This is a genomic window from Microbulbifer regidiadema (SeqCode), assembly GCF_052466995.1.
This window is the reverse complement of record NZ_CP174297.1, coordinates 3,279,097-3,295,097: the sequence shown is the minus strand read 5'-3', so window position 1 is coordinate 3,295,097 and position 16,001 is coordinate 3,279,097. Positions and strand designations below refer to the sequence as shown.

Genomic DNA, 16,001 nt, shown 5'->3' with positions numbered 1-16,001 from the left:
TTTAATTATTCCAACAACCTTCGCTCTGTGAATCAAAGAAAACAAATTCCGCTAAGTCGAGCGAGTTTAATTTTTCTTCGACATGCCCGCAAAGTGATTGGTTATTGCCATAGATAGAAACTGCAACTTTCTTCACGTTGGATTTTGCTATTTGTTCAAGAATATGATCGTCCTGGTCTCCGAAGCCCCAGCCATAAATGACAAGGGTTTCTTCGAGTGAAGGAAGTACTTCGTAAAAAACCTTTTCGAAATAGTTGCAGCTAGAAATTGATTCTCGTTTTTGCGTTTCGGTGCCTTCGCATATGAAGGCTGGAACGAAATTGCTTTCTACCCATCTATTCAGGATCGAATCGAGGAGGTTTGCATCCTCTCCCGCTTGTATCTTTTGCTCGCTAGAAAATCCTTCTCGACGTAAAACTAGGTTTCCATGCGGATAAAAATATAGTGTTGCTCCTGCAGCTCCATATGGCTCCAGCAAAACTTGCCAATCACTTCTAAACTTGGAATTCCGAAAGCAATCTTTAAACCAATTGTTTAACGTTCTATTCCCATATTGCGCAGCCCAATACACAATTAGGTCATAATTTAGCGAGATCACAAAATCGAAGCGCTGCATAAATTGATAGATCGGCTCTAGGTATACACGGGCTTCTTCATAACTGACGTGGGTATCCCTAACCGTCTCAATTAGAGCCTGTCGGACTTCCTCATACGCTTCTTCTACCGGACCATGTGGAATATCTAGTGCGTTATTGACTAGCTTTGCTTGCCACAATCTCCTCAACACGAGTTCAAAATCGCTAACTTCAAATCTATTGAAAACCGATATTACCTTGTCTGTCAGATGGCCTAATTCTCCAGCCTTCTCAAATAATGATGAATATTGGAAGCAACTACTTACAGCTATACTTGCCCCATTACCAAGAAGTAAGCTTCCTTGATGATAGCGATCTTCAATATCGCTCCACTGCAAGATCTCAGGCATTAGCGGCTCTCTTGATGTGGGCTTTTACCTCATTTGAAAGAAGCTTGGGGAGCAATTGATCTCTGATTTCGCTTAATTGAGTTGTTTCTTCGTCATTTTTTTTAATTTTCGAAAAAAATGGCTTAGCTATTTTCTCAAAAGCCTCAAGAATTTCGTTGCTAGGTAATACGCATGGTAGGCTATGTACGAAGTTTCTATTAAGACTTGGAACTGCTGAACCTGAGTTAATAGACTTCAAGTCTATTTGAGACAGGAAAAAATACGTATAGTAAGGTCCGCATTTTTTAAATTTTCTAACGTAGAGAGTAGTGTTTAGTGGCCAATAGTTTTCGAGTGAGAGGTAGACATTCCCAATTACGCCACTTCTTCCAGTTATTATGCCAGGCGGTTCCATTTTAAATTCAGTGTGACAGCCATGATACCCTCCCGCTGAAAAAACAGGATAGTCACCTTCTTTGCGGTTCTTTTTCGGTAAGTCAAAACCGCGATGGAGCTCGAATAAATTACCTATAGTTTCCATAGGCCAACCCTCCGGTATATCTCCAAGATCAGAGTTAACCAGCATATCCGGAAACAAAGCAGCGGTGGTTTTAAGTTGGGTTTGTTGCGCTTCGTTTAGGCTATCGAAGGCTTGGCCTCCGTTAAGGGCGGCGATGGCGGCTTGTTCGGGGTTGCCTTGGGCGATGATGGCGGCCTGGGCGCTGGTCCAGCGTGGGTCTTGCTGGATTTTGTTTAGAATCTCGCTGTCGCATTGGCCTTGCTGGCGCAGCTGGGCGGCCTGGTTCGCGGCGATTTTGGCGCGGGTGGGTTCGAAATCGACAAACCAGCTTTTAAATAGGGCCTGGGCGATCTGCTCCAGGGTTTGGTTGGTTTGGCGGTTGAGTTCGATTTTTTTGATAAAATCAATAGTAATTTTTTGCACATACTCTTGTATGTGAATTGGAGCGATTGGTATCTCAAAAGATTCGATATGCCCTTTCGTAACAGCTCTTCTACTTCCTCCAGCATTAAAATTTGCGATGTAATCCTTAATTTGAGGAAGACAAAGATAAGCTAATAAGTATCCGGGCAAACATTTCTTAGGATCAACACGAATTATACATACATGCTGATTTACAGCGGCCGGGAGAATATTTTTAGGAACGATGCATGATCGAGCGAATGTGATACCGTCACCAGTTATATTTAGTAAGATATCATTTTTCTCTAGGTGCACTCCTCTCAATTTCTTTGCATCAGCGTCACTTATGTACTTCATTTCACTTGGGCTGAAGTAAAAATCGAATACATTCTGACTTCGAACAAATGCAAATTTATCACGCTCAGATAAATAAGCAGCTTCTCCGCCACGTGGAGTAGAGCCTGAGCCAATTTTTGTTGTTAAATTTACTAATTTTTCTATTTTCCAGCCATCAGGTATAGTTCCAAGAGGACCAAGCTGATCAGATCGCATAACCCAACCCCGCCAAATTCTTTTTAATCTCCGCTTCTAAGCGATCTGATTCATCAAACTGCGCTTTTAACTGGCCGGTTAAACGGGCCATCTTCTCGGCAAAGGGCTCACCATCGTCTTCTTCCGCAGCGGCGCCCACATAGCGGCCTGGAGTCAGCACAAAATCGTGCTTTTGCAGTTCTTCCAACTTAGCGGCTTTAACAAAGCCCGGTACGTCTTCGTAGTTTTCGCCGGTCTGCCAGTTGTGGTAGGTCTCGGTAACCTGGTTTAAATCTTCCTGGGTGAAATCCCGCAGAACCCGATCCTTCATATAGCCCAGGTTGCGGGCGTCGATAAACAGCACTTCGCCTTGGCGGTCGCGCAGTTTTCGGCCGGCGGCGGAGGTGCGCGCCCCTTTGTTTTTACTCAGGAACCAGATACAGGCGGGGATTTGGGTGTTGGTGAATAGCTGGCCGGGCAGGGCCACCATACACTCCACCAAATCGGCCTCGATCAGGCGCTTGCGGATTTCCCCTTCGTTATTGGTGTTGGAACTCATGGAGCCGTTGGCCAGCAGCAGACCCATACTGCCGTTGGGGGCCAGGTGGAACAGCATATGTTGCAGCCAGGCGAAGTTGGCGTTGCCCGACGGCGGCCTGCCGTATTGCCAGCGTTTGTCATCCTCGGCAACGCCGGTATCCCACTCCTTCATATTGAACGGCGGGTTGGCCATCACGAAGTCGGCGCGCAGGTCCGGGTGCTGGTCGTTGGTGTAGGTGTTGGCCGGCTCTTTACCAAAGTTAAAGTCGATACCGCGAATGGCCATATTCATCGCGGCCAACTGCCAGGTGGTGTGGTTGTATTCCTGGCCGTAGATGGAGACTTCACCAATCTTACCTTGATGCTCGGTAATAAAGTGCTCGGACTGCACAAAGAAACCGCCGGAGCCCATGGCCGGGTCGTACACGCGGCCCCTGAAGGGTTCGAGCATTTGCACGATCAGGCTGACGATAGACTTGGGCGTATAGAACTGGCCACCCTTCTTGCCCTCGGCCAAGGCGAACTGGCCGAGCATATATTCGTAGACGTGGCCGAGAATATCTTTGCTGTTCAGGCTGGCGTGGTTGAACGGCACCGTGGCGATCAGGTCGATCAGCTCGCCCAGTTTGGACTGATCGATTTGCAGCTGGGTGTAGCGCTTGTTGAGAACCCCTTTGAGCTTGGGGTTGTCGGCTTCGATGGCTTCCAGGGCGTTATCGATCAGGTGCCCGACAGAGCTGATTTTGAGGGTTTTGTCCTCGCCGCGTTCGTCTTGAAAGCTGAGTTCGGCACCACCGATTACGGCCTTGTTGTTGTCTTGCAGAAACTGCCAGCGGGCCTGCTGCGGCACCCAGAAGGTATTGGTTTCCAGGTAGTAGTCGCGCACTTCCAGTTCGATATCGATTTCTGCTGCGTAGTCTTCACTGTCGGCACCGCCAAAATCGTCGGGGTCGAGGAAGTAGTCGTGGTCGGCATTGGTGAGCTGCTGCTTGAGTTCAGCGCGACGGATATCGAAGGCATCGGAGACATATTTGAGGAAGATCAGGCCCAGTACGGTGTGTTTGTATTGGGCGGCATCCAGGGTGGAGCGCAGCTTGTCGGCGGCATTCCAGAGTTTTTTCTCGAGGTCGTTGAGAAACTGTTGTTCTTCGCTGTTGGTCATGGAATTACGACTATTGGTTAAATCTTGTGGTTGTTCGGTGTGTTCGTCAGTACTTGCATCGATTGTTGGGGCTTGCTTGAGCCGGTATTAATCGTCTTCACTAAAGTCATCGGCGCTATGGCTTGTGGGCTTAACACAGGTGCCGCGACCATCGGTGACTGTTAGTTCGGCGAGCTTGTCGCCGTCGATCAGGCGGATGTTCATTTCAATCATGCTGATAAATACTGGTGCTTCCCGGTTAAAGCGGCTGGTGGTTATGAATACCTCTTTACGCGCCATATATCCAGTGTGTCGCAGAATTTTTTGTATCTCTGCACGGCCAATGGTGTTTTCGGTAGGCTGTTAGATACTGCCTGGCCCCAGCGGGCTTCGCTTGATTATGCCATCAAGAGTGTCATCAAGAGTGCCACTGGCGCTGTATTGCTGGAGGTGGGTAAGCCAGTACTCTGCCAGGGTATCTTTGCGCTCGGTGTGGGGGGCTGCTGAGAATACGCTGTTGGGTTTCTTCTCCCCATTGCGTTAGCTATCCGCTCGTGCAGATCGAACACTTGGTGTGCCTGTCCCGCTTCGTTTGCAATCGATAAGGGGGGAATATTTGCTGGCAGGAGGGGATGGTCATTTGGGCTGTGTGGACTCGATGAGATGGCCGCGTTTTGTGGCAGTGGCTAGGTACTTCTGAGCGAGTGGTGAGAGGTGGAGTAGGAAATTTGACCGCCGCCCTGGCAGGCGCAGGTTATTTAGCGGTATGGAAAAAGGCTAATTATCACCGGCAGGAACTCGTCGTGAGCAATATTTTACCTCGACCGATAAAAAGCCAAGTATTTTGTGGGGGATTACCCAAAGTTAACCAAAAGGGTTTTGCCATTTAAAAAACGGCAGATTGGATAAGCGAAAGTATATTGTTTAAAGCGTTATAGTGAGACCTGCTTGGGAATGTTCAAAGGGATTTGTACATGTTATCTCGTCTTTTTGCCTCACGTCAGCGCCCCTTTATACCTCGTCGTCACGAGAGAGAAACCATTGCTATTGATCTTTCCGGCAGCCGTCTGACGTTTAGCGCGCCACCCAATATTTGCCAGGACAGCTTTGCCGATGCCAGTCAGGAGCCACCCTCCAGGGTTAATCTCTTTGATAACAGCCAGTATTCCACTGATTTTAAGCGGGAGGAGTGGAAGCGCGAAGGGGTGTCTCTGCAAACTTTGATGAAACGCAGTTGGGAGTTATTCGGACCCATCTGGCGCGGACGCTCTATTGCCACCATTGATTTTACACTGGTGTTGTATCGCCATGACGCCATACCCAAGAATATGAGCTGCCTCAATCCGCAGCATTTTGAGACGGTCGTCATGCGTTATCTCTATTATTTGGGGCCCTGTATACCTAATCATCGGCAGCAGAAAGCTCCTGTGAACTGGCAACTGCGCAACCTGGACGGGGCTACGGCAATATTTTTTGAGGAGCATCAACGATTCTCTGCGCAGGCACTAGAAGAACGCCCCTTCTACGATACACACTTCTCAAGCTGTTTTTTTATTCCACTCGATCAAACGCGCTACTTGCAGTTTAATTTCCGCAATCTCGGCTATGCCCCAGTGGAGCCTTGTATAAGAGTCATGAACGGTATCCGTGATTTACTCTGCGACAGTGTGGAGTTGCGCTTGAGTGCCGATGCCAAAGCACAGTTGGCGAGCATTCAAACACAGTGGCCCGAGGCCAAAGCAAATCCCATGCGCGGCATTGAACACTGGGTATATCCCGAGTGGAAGCGTAGTGGAAACTTTGACGGAAAAATCATTATCACCAAGCCTGGAAGTCCACCGCCGCCTTGGCAGACACAGGTTATTTAGCGGTATGGAAAAAGGCTAACTATTACCGGCAGGAACTCGTAGTGAGCAATATTTTACCCCGACCGGTAAAAAGCCAAATATTTTGTGAGGAATTGCCCAAAGTTAACCAAAAGGGTTTTGCCATTTAAAAAATGGTAGATTGGATAAGTGAAAGTATATTGTTTAAAGCGTTATAGTTAGACCTGCTTGGGAATGTTCAAAGGGATTTGTACATGTTATCTCGCCTTTTTGCCTCACGTCAGCGCCCCTTTATACCTCGTCGTCACGAGAGAGAAACCATTGCTATTGATCTTTCCGGCAGCCGCCTGACGTTTAGCGCGCCACCCAATATCTGCCAGGACAGCTTCGCCGATGCCAGTCAGGAGCCACCCTCCAGGGTTAATCTCTTTGATAACAGCAAATATAGTGTGGATAGTGGATTTGAGGAGTGGGAGCGTGAAGGGGTTGCCCTGCAAATCTTGATGAAACGCAGCTGGGAGTTGTTCGGCCCTATCTGGCGCGGACGCCCTATAGCCACTATTGATTTTACATTAATGCTGTATCGCCATGACGCCATGCCCAAGGATATGAATTGTCTCAATCCGCAGCATTTTGAGACGGTCGTTATGCGCCACTTGTATTACTGGGGACCCTGCCACCTCGTAGACCGAGAACAGAAAGCCCCTGTGAACTGGCAATTGCGCAGCCAGGACGGAGCTACGGCAATATTTTTTGAGAACCATCAACGGTTTTCCCCTGAAGCGCTAGAGGAGTGTCCCTTCTACGATACGCACTTCTCAAGCTGCTTCTTTGTTCCTCTCGATCAAACGCACTACTTGAAGTTTAACTTTCGCAATCTCGGCTATGCCCCGGTGGAACCTTGTATAAGAGCCATGAACGGCGTCCGTGATTTACTCTGCGACAGTGTGGAGCTGCACCTAAGTGCCGATGCCAAAGCGCAGTTGGCGAGTGCTCAAAAGCAGTGGCCCGAGGCCAAAGCAAATCCCACTCGCAGTATTGAACACTGGGTGTACCCGGAGTGGCACTGGGGAGGGAAGTTTGACGAAAAGATCATCATTACCAAACCGGGAAGTCCACCGCCGCCTTGGCAGGGGCAGGTTGTTTAGAGGTATGAAAAAAAGCTAACTATCACAGACAGGAAGTCGCCGTGAGCAATTTACCGAGAAACCTAACTGCAATTATCCGCCGGGGAGAAACTCCCAATATAAATCGTAATGTTTATGTAACTACAGCAGGTGTTGAAACTTGGAAAGCACTAAAGCGTGAGTATCCCGGAAACTACTATAAGACAGAGTTGGTGCGTGCACTTTACAGCTTGGCCATTACTCCCGGCGGCAGAGAAAATGGCGTAAAAACTCTGAAAATAGACAGTGCCCAGTTTCATTATCAAATACTCGAAGGCGGGGATGTCCTGGTTTACGGTCTGGAAATTGATAACTCGATCTCCGCACCGGCAATCAATCAAAATACGGGGTTGTATCGGGTGGATATAGGAACCCCAGATTGGAAAACTCATTCAAAACCGCGAAAAACTATAGACCATAGCCACCACTGGGGAGGTGCCCACTATGCCGCCGTTAGCGGTAAGTTTGACAACAAGGAAGAAGCCGGACGCCTGCTTATCAACCATATTCTCCCTGCTTATAAAGCCGCGCTACGCTCCCATGACTTCTCAACAAGCAAGCATCATTACTCCCTATTCTGGCAAGATGGCAACCACAAAAAAGCTAACAATGCGCGCTCTCTGGCGGCGTTGATCCAGAATGCACAGGCCAACAATGCCTCCATCAATTGGCTGGTACACGGTGAGGGAGCCGGTACTTTTGTACAGGCACTGAAAGGCCTCGCCAGTAGCCCTGGGGTTACTCAAAAGGTTGCCAATGGTAATCCGCTTTCCAGGCAAGCTGTGTTTTTCTCCAATCCTCGCGGAGTCAGTACCAGCAAGAAAGATCTGAAGCAGATTTGTGAAGACGCAAAAATTGAACTGATTGACATACAGCTTAATAAGCACGACTACAAAAATATCGACGTACGAAAAAAAGCCGTCAAAGTTATGCAAACTCCCGCAGCCTTGTTAGGGGCGTGTGGTGTTGGAACCGCAGCCGGTTTTTCAGACATGCAGCAAGCTATAGGAAACTTCTTCGGTGATCCTACTGTAATTGCTGGTATTAGTGTTATTTGTCTCTCAGTTAGCTTTATCACCCGATACAGCTCAATAGGCCGACATGTACAATTTGCTGTGGAAAGTACTCTGGGTGAAGGCAACAAACATTGGGCAGCCTGAAGGGCAGGATTTTACCCCGACTCTGAAAAGTTGTGGGGTCGGGGTGTGTTTTCTATTCTAATCACCTTCAATTGGATGCATTATTCCTTTTTTTAAAATCAATCCTCCATGGATTTTTACTGTTTTAATTAGGTTTCATAAGCCTTATTCTTTTAAATCCTTATAATGAATTCTATTGCGGATTTTAAATTTCGTTTCCAAAAATTCACAAGCTGTTGATTGATAGCGACTGAGAGAAACTGTCAGCTGGGATATTTATCCCCTGTGAAAAGATAATATTGGCTGATAATTAGACGGGTTTATATTGGAGGCCATAAAAGGTTTCGCGGACTGGCTATACTGCAGAAAGGCACCGGTAGAAGCATTATTTAGAGTAGAGCTACAGGGTTTTTATTTATGTATTTGTCTGGCTGCGGCCAGTCAAGGATGGCAGGTAAAGAATCGGTAGGTCGCTCTTTTGATTCCAGCTATAACCAGGTTTTATTTACTAGTTGAGTTATACCCGATCAAGTTGAATGGGAGCCAAAATGGAAAAAATATTCAGCAAAATAGTTTTCGTTACTGCTGCGCTACTAGCATACAGCTCATCTCAAGCGGCATTGCCAAATGCTGAAAAAACAGTCACTGCAATCGATATCCTCAAGGAGCAAGCCGTTATTTGGCTCGCTACAGATCTATCAAGTCCACCTCCATCCTCTTGCGCTCAGTATAAAGCAGTGTCATGCACTGTCGGCACGCCCTTCTGCGACCTGATGGTCGATGTAGCTTTAGCAGCTAAAGCTATGGGTAAGAAAGTTGAGTTTGCATTTGAAGACTCATGCAATGGATCGTTTGGTGAGGCGTCTCGATTCCGAATGATGAATTAACCTATTGAAGGGTATCTGTACAGAGCGGATTTTCATGCCTGGTGGGCTCCAGGCCGTGAGGCCTATCGGATAATAAAGTTGAGGTAAGTGCAATTATCAGAAGTCCCCGCAGTAACAACTTCGGATAGTTTTGGGCGTGAAATTGAAAAGCCGTGACGGAGTCGGTGAGCAGAGACTGAAAGGGTAAGGTTTGCGATATCTAATTAATGCAGCAATTGCCGCTGGAAGATGCAAGCAAAAGGGCGGGGTCTGTGTGCTTGCTGTGTTTGGGGGCGAGTATTGAAGGTTGCCTTGAATCCATGGGAAAGCAGACATAAAAAAAGCCCCATCCTTGCGGATGAGGCTTTTTAATATGGTGCCCGGAGGCGGAATCGAACCACCGACACGGGGATTTTCAATCCCCTGCTCTACCGACTGAGCTATCCGGGCTTTGCGATCTTGCTGGGCTTCCCCTGCGTCGCGAGGCACGTATTAAAGCTCTTCTCCGGGTCAGAGTCAACCCCTTGATTATAAAAAAGTTTTTTCTTTGCCGGAGACGCTTGGCAGAGCCGTATTACTGCTGTTCCGGCGGTACGTAGCCGTCGGCTGCGTCGTACTCTTCACCGCTTAAGAACTTCATCATCTGCTCGCTCAGGTAGGCGCGGCTGGAGGGCTCCATCATATTCAGGTGTTTTTCGTTGATCAGCATGGTCTGGTGGGACATCCACTCCCGCCAGGCCTTCTTGGAAACATGCTCGAAGATGTCCACGCCCTTGGGGCCGGGGAAGGGCGGTGCATCCAGACCTTCCAATTCCTCTTGGTACTTGCGGCAGAAAACGGTTCTGGACATGACTCCTCCTGATTTTAGTCGGCAGTGATCGGGGCGAGCAGGGGGGCCTGCAACGCCAGTAGTTGTTTTGCCAGCTTGACGATAGGGGCGGGTAGCCCCAGCTCCTGGGCCGCGCGAGGGCGGTTTAAACGCCGCAGTTTATACCAGCCAGCGCCGCTCTCCGCCACCTGTGCGGGGACTTTGTCCAACTGTATCCACAGCGGGGAAATCTCCAGGTGAAAATGGGTAAAGGTGTGGCGCAGGGTCGGCAGGGCCTGGGTGTCAGCAGCGCGCCAGCGCCGCGCTTTCAGCCAGGTGGCGGCGTTGTCGCTTTCCGGTGGGCACCAGAGCCCGCCCCAGATGCCACTGGGTGGGCGCTGCTCCAGGTAGATCTCACCTCTGTGTTCGAGCAGGAGCAGGGTGGCAGTGCGCAGCGGCTTTTCCCGGCGCGGTTTCTTGCCGGGGTAATCCTGGGGATTGCCCTGGGCGTGGGCCGCGCAGGATTTTCTCAGCGGGCACTCCCCGCAACGGGGCTTGGAGCGGGTGCACAGGGTGGCGCCCAGGTCCATCATCACCTGGGTGTAGTCGTTTACACGCTTGTTCGGGGTGTAGGTCTCCGCCAGCTCCCACAGCTGCTTGGCGACTGCTGTCTGTCCGGGCCAGCCCTCCACGGCGTGAAAGCGGGCCAGTACCCGTTTAACGTTGCCATCGAGGATCGGTGCGCGGAGTCCCATACTGATACTGGCGATAGCGCCGGCGGTGGAGCGGCCGATACCGCTCAGCTCGATCAGTGCCTCCAGGTCGCGGGGAAACTCTCCGCCGTGCTCTGCCACTACGGTCTGCGCACACTTGTGCAGGTTGCGGGCGCGGGCGTAGTAGCCGAGGCCGCTCCAGTGGGCCAGCACCCGGTCCTGGGGGGCGCGGGCGAGGCTTTCCAGGGTGGGAAAGCTCTGCATAAAGCGCTCAAAGTAGGGAATCACCGTGGCGACCTGGGTCTGTTGCAGCATAATTTCGGACACCCACACCCGGTAGGGGTTGATGTCCTGCTGCCAGGGCAGGTCTTTGCGCCCGTGTTGGTCGAACCATTTCAGGGCGGCATTTTGGAACTGCTTTGGGGTCATGGGGGTACTGCGGGCTGGAGTCTGTGATTGATACCTGCAACCGCGTACCGGGTGGTCCCGGTACACGCTGCGCTGGGCCTTAGCGGCCGAACAGATTTTTCAATTTTTCTTTCAGTTCGTCGACCTTTTCTTCCACTTTATCGCCATATTTTTTTTCGGCTTTGTACTTCAGCTCCTCCCGCACCAAGTCGTCGAGGCGACGGCTGTCGGGTTTGCAGGTGCTGATATTCACATCGTCGAAGTCGCCCTTGCAGCGCAGGGGCAGCGGGCGGTTGCGCCAGCGCGGGTTGCGCACGGTACAGCCGTCGGCGGAGGTGCTCTCACCCACCAGGGCCAGGCCGAGTTTGAAGTCGAAGTCCTGTTTCTTCAGGTCCACTTCCCCGTCGCCGGTCAGGGCAATATTTTCGATGCCGGCGAGAATCTCGCTCACGTCCACCTGATCGCCTTTCACTGCGATAATCGCGCGCAGGTCCTGAAGGCCGGTGCTGTCGGGCCAGTCCCGGGTAGGCATCTCGGTATTTTCGGCGTAGCTGAACAGCTGGCACATGCTTTTCTCCAAGTTGAATGGAGAGATGGACATCGCCGCGCTGGAAACCTCGACGGCGGCGCGCAGGTTCTTCTCCAGGGCCGCCGCCGTTTTGCCCTTGGTGGTGGCACTCCAGTTGACGCTGGCTTTACCGGCCAGCTGCACGTCTTCACTGGGGAAGAGCGCGGCCTGTATCTTGCCGATATCCACGCCGGTAAGGCCGCCGCGTATTTGCGCTTCGGCGGCTTGGGCGCGGGCGTTGAGCTGGCCGTTGCTATTGAGCTGGCCGCCATAGATATCGGCGCTCAATTTTTGCAGGCGGTAGAGGCCGTTATCCACAGTGAGTTGGATTTCCGGGCTGTCCATTTGCAGGTCGGCGGCTTGCAGTTGGTCCAGCGCCAGGCTGATATTGGCATTGAAGCCGCGCAGGTCGCTCAGTGGCAGGGGGACTTGCTCAGCGGCTTGTGTATTCGCGGGCTTGGATTGCTCTTGGGGAGCCGGCTGATTCTGCGCGGTTTGCGCTGCGGGGTTGCCGTCAGCGGCAGTGGGAGTTTCAGGCGTTTCCTCAGTACCTATGGGAGGCGCCTGCGCCGGTGTGGCTGTGCCTTCTTCCGGTGTTGGGGGCAGGTAGTTATCCAGATTCAAGGCGCCGCCGCGCAGGCTCAGGTCCAGTCCGGGCATTTCCGCGTTGCGCAGCTGGGCGTTGCCGCTAAAGGTGACGTCGTCCAGTTGCAGTTGCAGTGGTGTCAGATCGAGTTTTTGCTCGCTGCCCTCCACACTGGCCTCGATACTCAACTTTTGCAGCGCCGCCTTATCGCGGGTATCGATTTCGCTGCCGGTCAGTTCAAACCAGGGGCGCAGCGGGTTGGCATCGGCGTTGATATTCAGCTGTATGCGCCAGGGCTGGGTGTTGTTGTCCCGGCGCAGTGAGCCGCGGATATGCAGGCTGGCCTTGGCGCTGTTCACTGAGGTGAGATCCACTTGCAGCGGCTGTAGGAGTAGCCCGTTGAGCCCCTCGTCCACAGCCAGGGTGCTGTCGATTTTCAGTTGCAGTGGGTGTTTGAGATCGCTGCCAGTTAAGTCTGCGGCGGCGGTGAGCTTGCCCGGTTCACCGCCCGGCACCAGATTGATAGCGCTGACCTGTAGGTCTTGGACTCTGTACTCTTTATGGGTTTGGGCGTTGCTGTAGAGTACCAGCCCCTTTTCGATACGCAGTTTTTGCAGGCTCAGGTCCACCTGTTGCTGTGCCGGTGCCTCCTGTTCTTTGGGGAGGGCGAGCTTGGGGGGCTGTTTGCTCTGCGCTTCCAGGGCCTCGCTGATCAGCTCCCAGTTGCCGCGTCCCTCCCGGTCGACGCTGAGCTCGATTTGTGGGGCGACCAGAACGATTTCCTCGGCTTCCACTTTGCGCTGTAGCAGGGGTTTGAGAGCCACGCCGATAGCGATTTTGTCCGCTTTGACCAGGGTCTGTTTGGGCAGCTGTAGCGGCGCCAATTGCACATCCTCTAATTGCAGACCGATCTTGGGCCACAATTGCCAGCCGATATCGCCTTGCAGTTGCAGGGAGATGCCCTGCTCGGCGGCGAGCTTTTCCAGCTGCGGTTTGTATTGGTTGATGTCGAGCCCGGCGAGCAGCCAGGCGACGGCGCCGGCAAGTAGCAGGAAGACGATCAAAAGAGCGATAAAAGTGCGCTTGATCCAGGCCATGGAGTGCATTGTCCCTATTTATTAGTCGTGTGGTGTCACGGGTATGACGCCGCTGCGCGGCTCGGTGTTCCCGCGCAATTCTACAGAGAGGTTATGCCGGAATTGTAGGAAATGCAGCCCCGCGCGGCTGGAAATGCGCTGCGGGGCTGTTTAAAGGTGGGATTAGAAAATAAAGCGCACACCGGCTTCGATGCTGCGGCCGGCTTCAGGGGCGTAGTCGCGCAGCAGTGAGGTGGAGTTGCGAATCTCTTCGTCGAGCAGATTGCGGGCGCTGGCGAAGATCACCGCGTCGCTGCTGCCGATATTGAAGTTGTAGTGGGCACTCAGATCCATACGGGTATAGCCGTCGGTCTCCTCTTCGTAGGCACCGGCGCGATCCTGGTCCGCCGCTTCAGTCGTGCGCCACTCCCAGCCCCACTGCTCGTACTCGCCTCCCAGGGCGAGACCCAGGCGCAGGGGCGGCATACGCGGTACGTCGGAACTCTCAGCGGCGATATCCTCGTCGAAGCTCGCGCGCACAACATCGCCAAACAGGGTCAGGTAGAGGTTGCTGCGCAGGGGGAGTTTCACTGAGGCTTCGGCACCGTAGAAGGTGGCATCGCGATTGGCGTAGGCGTAAATGGGCAGCTCTTCCTCTTCGTCCTCAAGGCCGGTGTTCTGCGAGTAGATGTAGTCGCCGATGCGGTTGTAGAAGACACTGGCTTCAATCTGTGCCGCGTGCCAGCCGCTGGCCGCTTCGTTGTGGTGGTGATAGCCCAGCTCCAGGTTGAAGGAGCGCTCTTTGTCCAGTTCGCTGTTACCGATCAGGTAGCGGGACTCGGCCAGGTGCTCGCCGTCGGCAAACAGCTCTTCGGCCACCGGGGCGCGCTCGGAGTGGGTGGCGCCGACGCTGATATGTTGGTGCTCTTGCAGGAAGTACTGCAAGGTGGCGCTGGTGCTGAACAGGTCGAAGTCGCGATCTTCAGCCGTGTCCGGGTCGATATCGACACGCTCAATACGCGCGCCCAAATCCAGGTGCCAGTTGCCCCACTCGCGCTCTTTCATGGTGAAGAGGCCGGCGCTGCGGGTGCGGGAGGGCTGGATAAACGCCTCGTCGCCCACTGCGGCAAAGTCTTTGTCGGACAACTGCAAACCGTAGGCGCCGCGCCACTCGCTGCCGCTGTCATGGGTGATTTCCAGGCGGCCCTCCCAGGCTTCATTGGTAAAGCGGGTGCCGGGCTCGCCCTCTTCCAACTCGACGTGCTCGTAGTCGTTGTAGCCGATACGCAGGCGCATCTTGTCCCAGTAATTGCTGTCGAAGTGATGCTCGCCTTTGAAGTCGTAGCGGGTTTGCGCCATATCGATGCGCACGGCTTCGACTTCGCTCTCCTCCTCGTGATCTTCCTCCTCTTCCTCTTCGTGGTGGTGCTCGTGAGTGCCGAGGGGGATACCGTAGTTGTTCTCCAGCTTGTTCACCGACAGGCCGAAATAACCGCTGTCAGTAATCCAGGAAACACCGCCGCTGTAGCTGTGGGCGCGGGCGCTGGTGTTGCCGACGTAACCGTCGGTATTGAATTCCTCGTGTTCTTCCTCGTGCTCTTCGTGCTCTTCGTGTTCCTCGTGCTCGACGATGGCGAGGCCGGGGATTTCGGTATCGTCGTTTTCGCGGTAGACGCCGTCGAAGTACCAGGCCAGTTGGCCGGTGCCGCCGCTAAAACGGAATACTGAGGCATCCTGGTTGTTGGCGCTGTCGTGACGCAGTTCTAGCGCGCCTTCAACTTCCTCGGGCACTTCGGTGGGAATACGACCGTCGATAATATTTACCACTCCGCCGATAGCGCCGCTGCCGTAGCGCAGTGCCGCCGGTCCGCGCAGTATCTCGATGCGCTCCGCCAGCAGGGGTTCGATACTGGCGGCGTGATCGGCGCTAGTGCTGGAGGCGTCAGACACATCCAGGTTGTCGTTGAGGATTTTTACCCGGTTGGCGCTCTGGCCGCGAATCACCGGCAGGCCCACACCGCTGCCGAAGGAGGCGTTGGCCACTCCCGGTTGGTTCTTCAGGGTTTCGCCCAGGGTGGCGGAGGCGGCTTTGCGCAGGGTCTCGCCGGAGAGCACCGATACCGGCGCAGCTACTGCGTCGGCGGGCTTATCCAGGGGCGAGACGGTAACGTTAACTTCTTCGAGTTTGTTGCTGTTGTTGTCTTCTGCGGCGCAAATAGCGGGCACGGCCAGGCTGGCGATGGCCAGGGCCAAAGTGTTGAACTTAGACATTGGTGTTTTTATTCCTGTCACAGGCGGACATTGCCATACGCGCACAAGCGCGGGCAGTCGCTAAAAAATTATCGGTTTTTTGGGGTTAGCTGAGTGACAGGGAGAGGGGAGGGGCGCGCGCGCACTGGCGCTCTGGCTGGCAATCGCGGGCGCTTGGCGCAGAGGGCTGTTCGTAGTGACTTTGGGGCTCAGCCTGTACGAGCAGTGGCTCGCTGCCGAGTGCTGCGGGTGAATGCATACAGCACAGGTCACACATCTCTACCTGGCTGTTGCCCAGGTGGAAGTGCTCCGCCCACAGCGGCTGAGCTGCTACTACGGCGAGTAACAGAAACAGGCTGGCCCAGTAATGGGATTTTCGGCGCGTTAGAGTAACCATGCGCTGCATAATAGGGCGAAACCATCACGAATCAAGTTTCATTTGACACTAGAGAACCACAGGGGATGTCATTCATCCTATAATTTGCGCCCTCTGTCTT

14 protein-coding genes and 1 tRNA gene are annotated in these 16,001 nt (G+C 52.9%); 5 read left to right on the top strand and 10 right to left on the bottom strand.

Annotated features, from left to right (window positions below):
* Position 1: 1 nt before the first annotated feature.
* From ACJJIK_RS14410 to ACJJIK_RS14395, 4 genes are all read right to left on the bottom strand, one after another.
* Positions 2 to 985 carry a DUF4917 family protein gene (locus ACJJIK_RS14410; RefSeq protein ID WP_444943152.1) on the bottom strand — a complete coding sequence of 328 codons (984 nt, stop codon included), beginning with the start codon at positions 983 to 985 and terminating at the stop codon, positions 2 to 4.
* A complete protein-coding gene (locus ACJJIK_RS14405) occupies positions 978 to 2,438 on the bottom strand; it encodes a restriction endonuclease subunit S (protein WP_444943151.1) in 1,461 nt (486 codons plus the stop codon). The genes ACJJIK_RS14410 and ACJJIK_RS14405 overlap by 8 nt, the downstream gene beginning before the upstream one ends.
* A complete protein-coding gene (locus tag ACJJIK_RS14400; protein ID WP_444943150.1) occupies positions 2,428 to 4,119 on the bottom strand; it encodes a class I SAM-dependent DNA methyltransferase in 1,692 nt (563 codons plus the stop codon). Before ACJJIK_RS14400 ends, ACJJIK_RS14405 begins: the two co-directional genes overlap by 11 nt.
* A gap of 87 nt (positions 4,120 to 4,206) precedes the next feature.
* Positions 4,207 to 4,443 (bottom strand): restriction endonuclease, encoded by a 237-nt coding sequence (locus tag ACJJIK_RS14395; protein WP_444945068.1) that lies wholly within the window; start codon positions 4,441 to 4,443, stop codon positions 4,207 to 4,209.
* Positions 4,444 to 4,826: 383 nt separating this feature from the next.
* Here ACJJIK_RS14395 and ACJJIK_RS14390 point away from each other — a divergent pair, with 383 nt between their 5' ends.
* The 5 genes from ACJJIK_RS14390 (at position 4,827) to ACJJIK_RS14370 (ending at position 9,116) form a co-directional block, all read left to right on the top strand.
* Complete coding sequence (locus ACJJIK_RS14390; RefSeq protein ID WP_444943149.1) at positions 4,827 to 4,988, top strand: hypothetical protein; 162 nt, start codon at positions 4,827 to 4,829, stop codon at positions 4,986 to 4,988.
* An 84-nt stretch (positions 4,989 to 5,072) separates the two neighbouring features.
* Positions 5,073 to 5,966: a hypothetical protein gene (locus ACJJIK_RS14385; protein WP_444943148.1), complete on the top strand. Its 894-nt coding sequence runs from the start codon at positions 5,073 to 5,075 to the stop codon at positions 5,964 to 5,966.
* Positions 5,967 to 6,178: 212 nt separating this feature from the next.
* A complete protein-coding gene (locus tag ACJJIK_RS14380) occupies positions 6,179 to 7,072 on the top strand; it encodes a hypothetical protein (protein ID WP_444943147.1) in 894 nt (297 codons plus the stop codon).
* Positions 7,073 to 7,113: 41 nt separating this feature from the next.
* Positions 7,114 to 8,250, top strand: a complete 1,137-nt coding sequence (locus tag ACJJIK_RS14375; RefSeq protein ID WP_444943146.1) for a hypothetical protein — start codon at positions 7,114 to 7,116, stop codon at positions 8,248 to 8,250.
* A 527-nt stretch (positions 8,251 to 8,777) separates the two neighbouring features.
* Complete coding sequence (locus ACJJIK_RS14370; RefSeq protein ID WP_444943145.1) at positions 8,778 to 9,116, top strand: hypothetical protein; 339 nt, start codon at positions 8,778 to 8,780, stop codon at positions 9,114 to 9,116.
* 353 nt (positions 9,117 to 9,469) lie between these two features.
* On the opposite strand, the gene ACJJIK_RS14365 is transcribed toward ACJJIK_RS14370, so the two are convergent.
* The 6 genes from ACJJIK_RS14365 to ACJJIK_RS14340 form a co-directional block, all read right to left on the bottom strand.
* Positions 9,470 to 9,545, bottom strand: a tRNA-Phe gene (locus ACJJIK_RS14365).
* Between the two features lie 124 nt (positions 9,546 to 9,669).
* Entirely contained in the window at positions 9,670 to 9,945 is a 276-nt protein-coding gene (locus ACJJIK_RS14360) for an oxidative damage protection protein (protein ID WP_444928975.1), read from the bottom strand.
* 14 nt (positions 9,946 to 9,959) lie between these two features.
* On the bottom strand, positions 9,960 to 11,045 hold the full coding sequence (gene mutY, locus ACJJIK_RS14355) for an A/G-specific adenine glycosylase (protein WP_444943144.1): 1,086 nt from the start codon (positions 11,043 to 11,045) through the stop codon (positions 9,960 to 9,962).
* Positions 11,046 to 11,124: 79 nt separating this feature from the next.
* Positions 11,125 to 13,275 carry an AsmA family protein gene (locus ACJJIK_RS14350; RefSeq protein ID WP_444943143.1) on the bottom strand — a complete coding sequence of 717 codons (2,151 nt, stop codon included), beginning with the start codon at positions 13,273 to 13,275 and terminating at the stop codon, positions 11,125 to 11,127.
* A 162-nt stretch (positions 13,276 to 13,437) separates the two neighbouring features.
* Complete coding sequence (locus tag ACJJIK_RS14345) at positions 13,438 to 15,525, bottom strand: TonB-dependent receptor (RefSeq protein WP_444943142.1); 2,088 nt, start codon at positions 15,523 to 15,525, stop codon at positions 13,438 to 13,440.
* 85 nt (positions 15,526 to 15,610) lie between these two features.
* Positions 15,611 to 15,910, bottom strand: a complete 300-nt coding sequence (locus ACJJIK_RS14340; RefSeq protein ID WP_444943141.1) for a hypothetical protein — start codon at positions 15,908 to 15,910, stop codon at positions 15,611 to 15,613.
* Between the last annotated feature and the right edge of the window lie 91 nt (positions 15,911 to 16,001).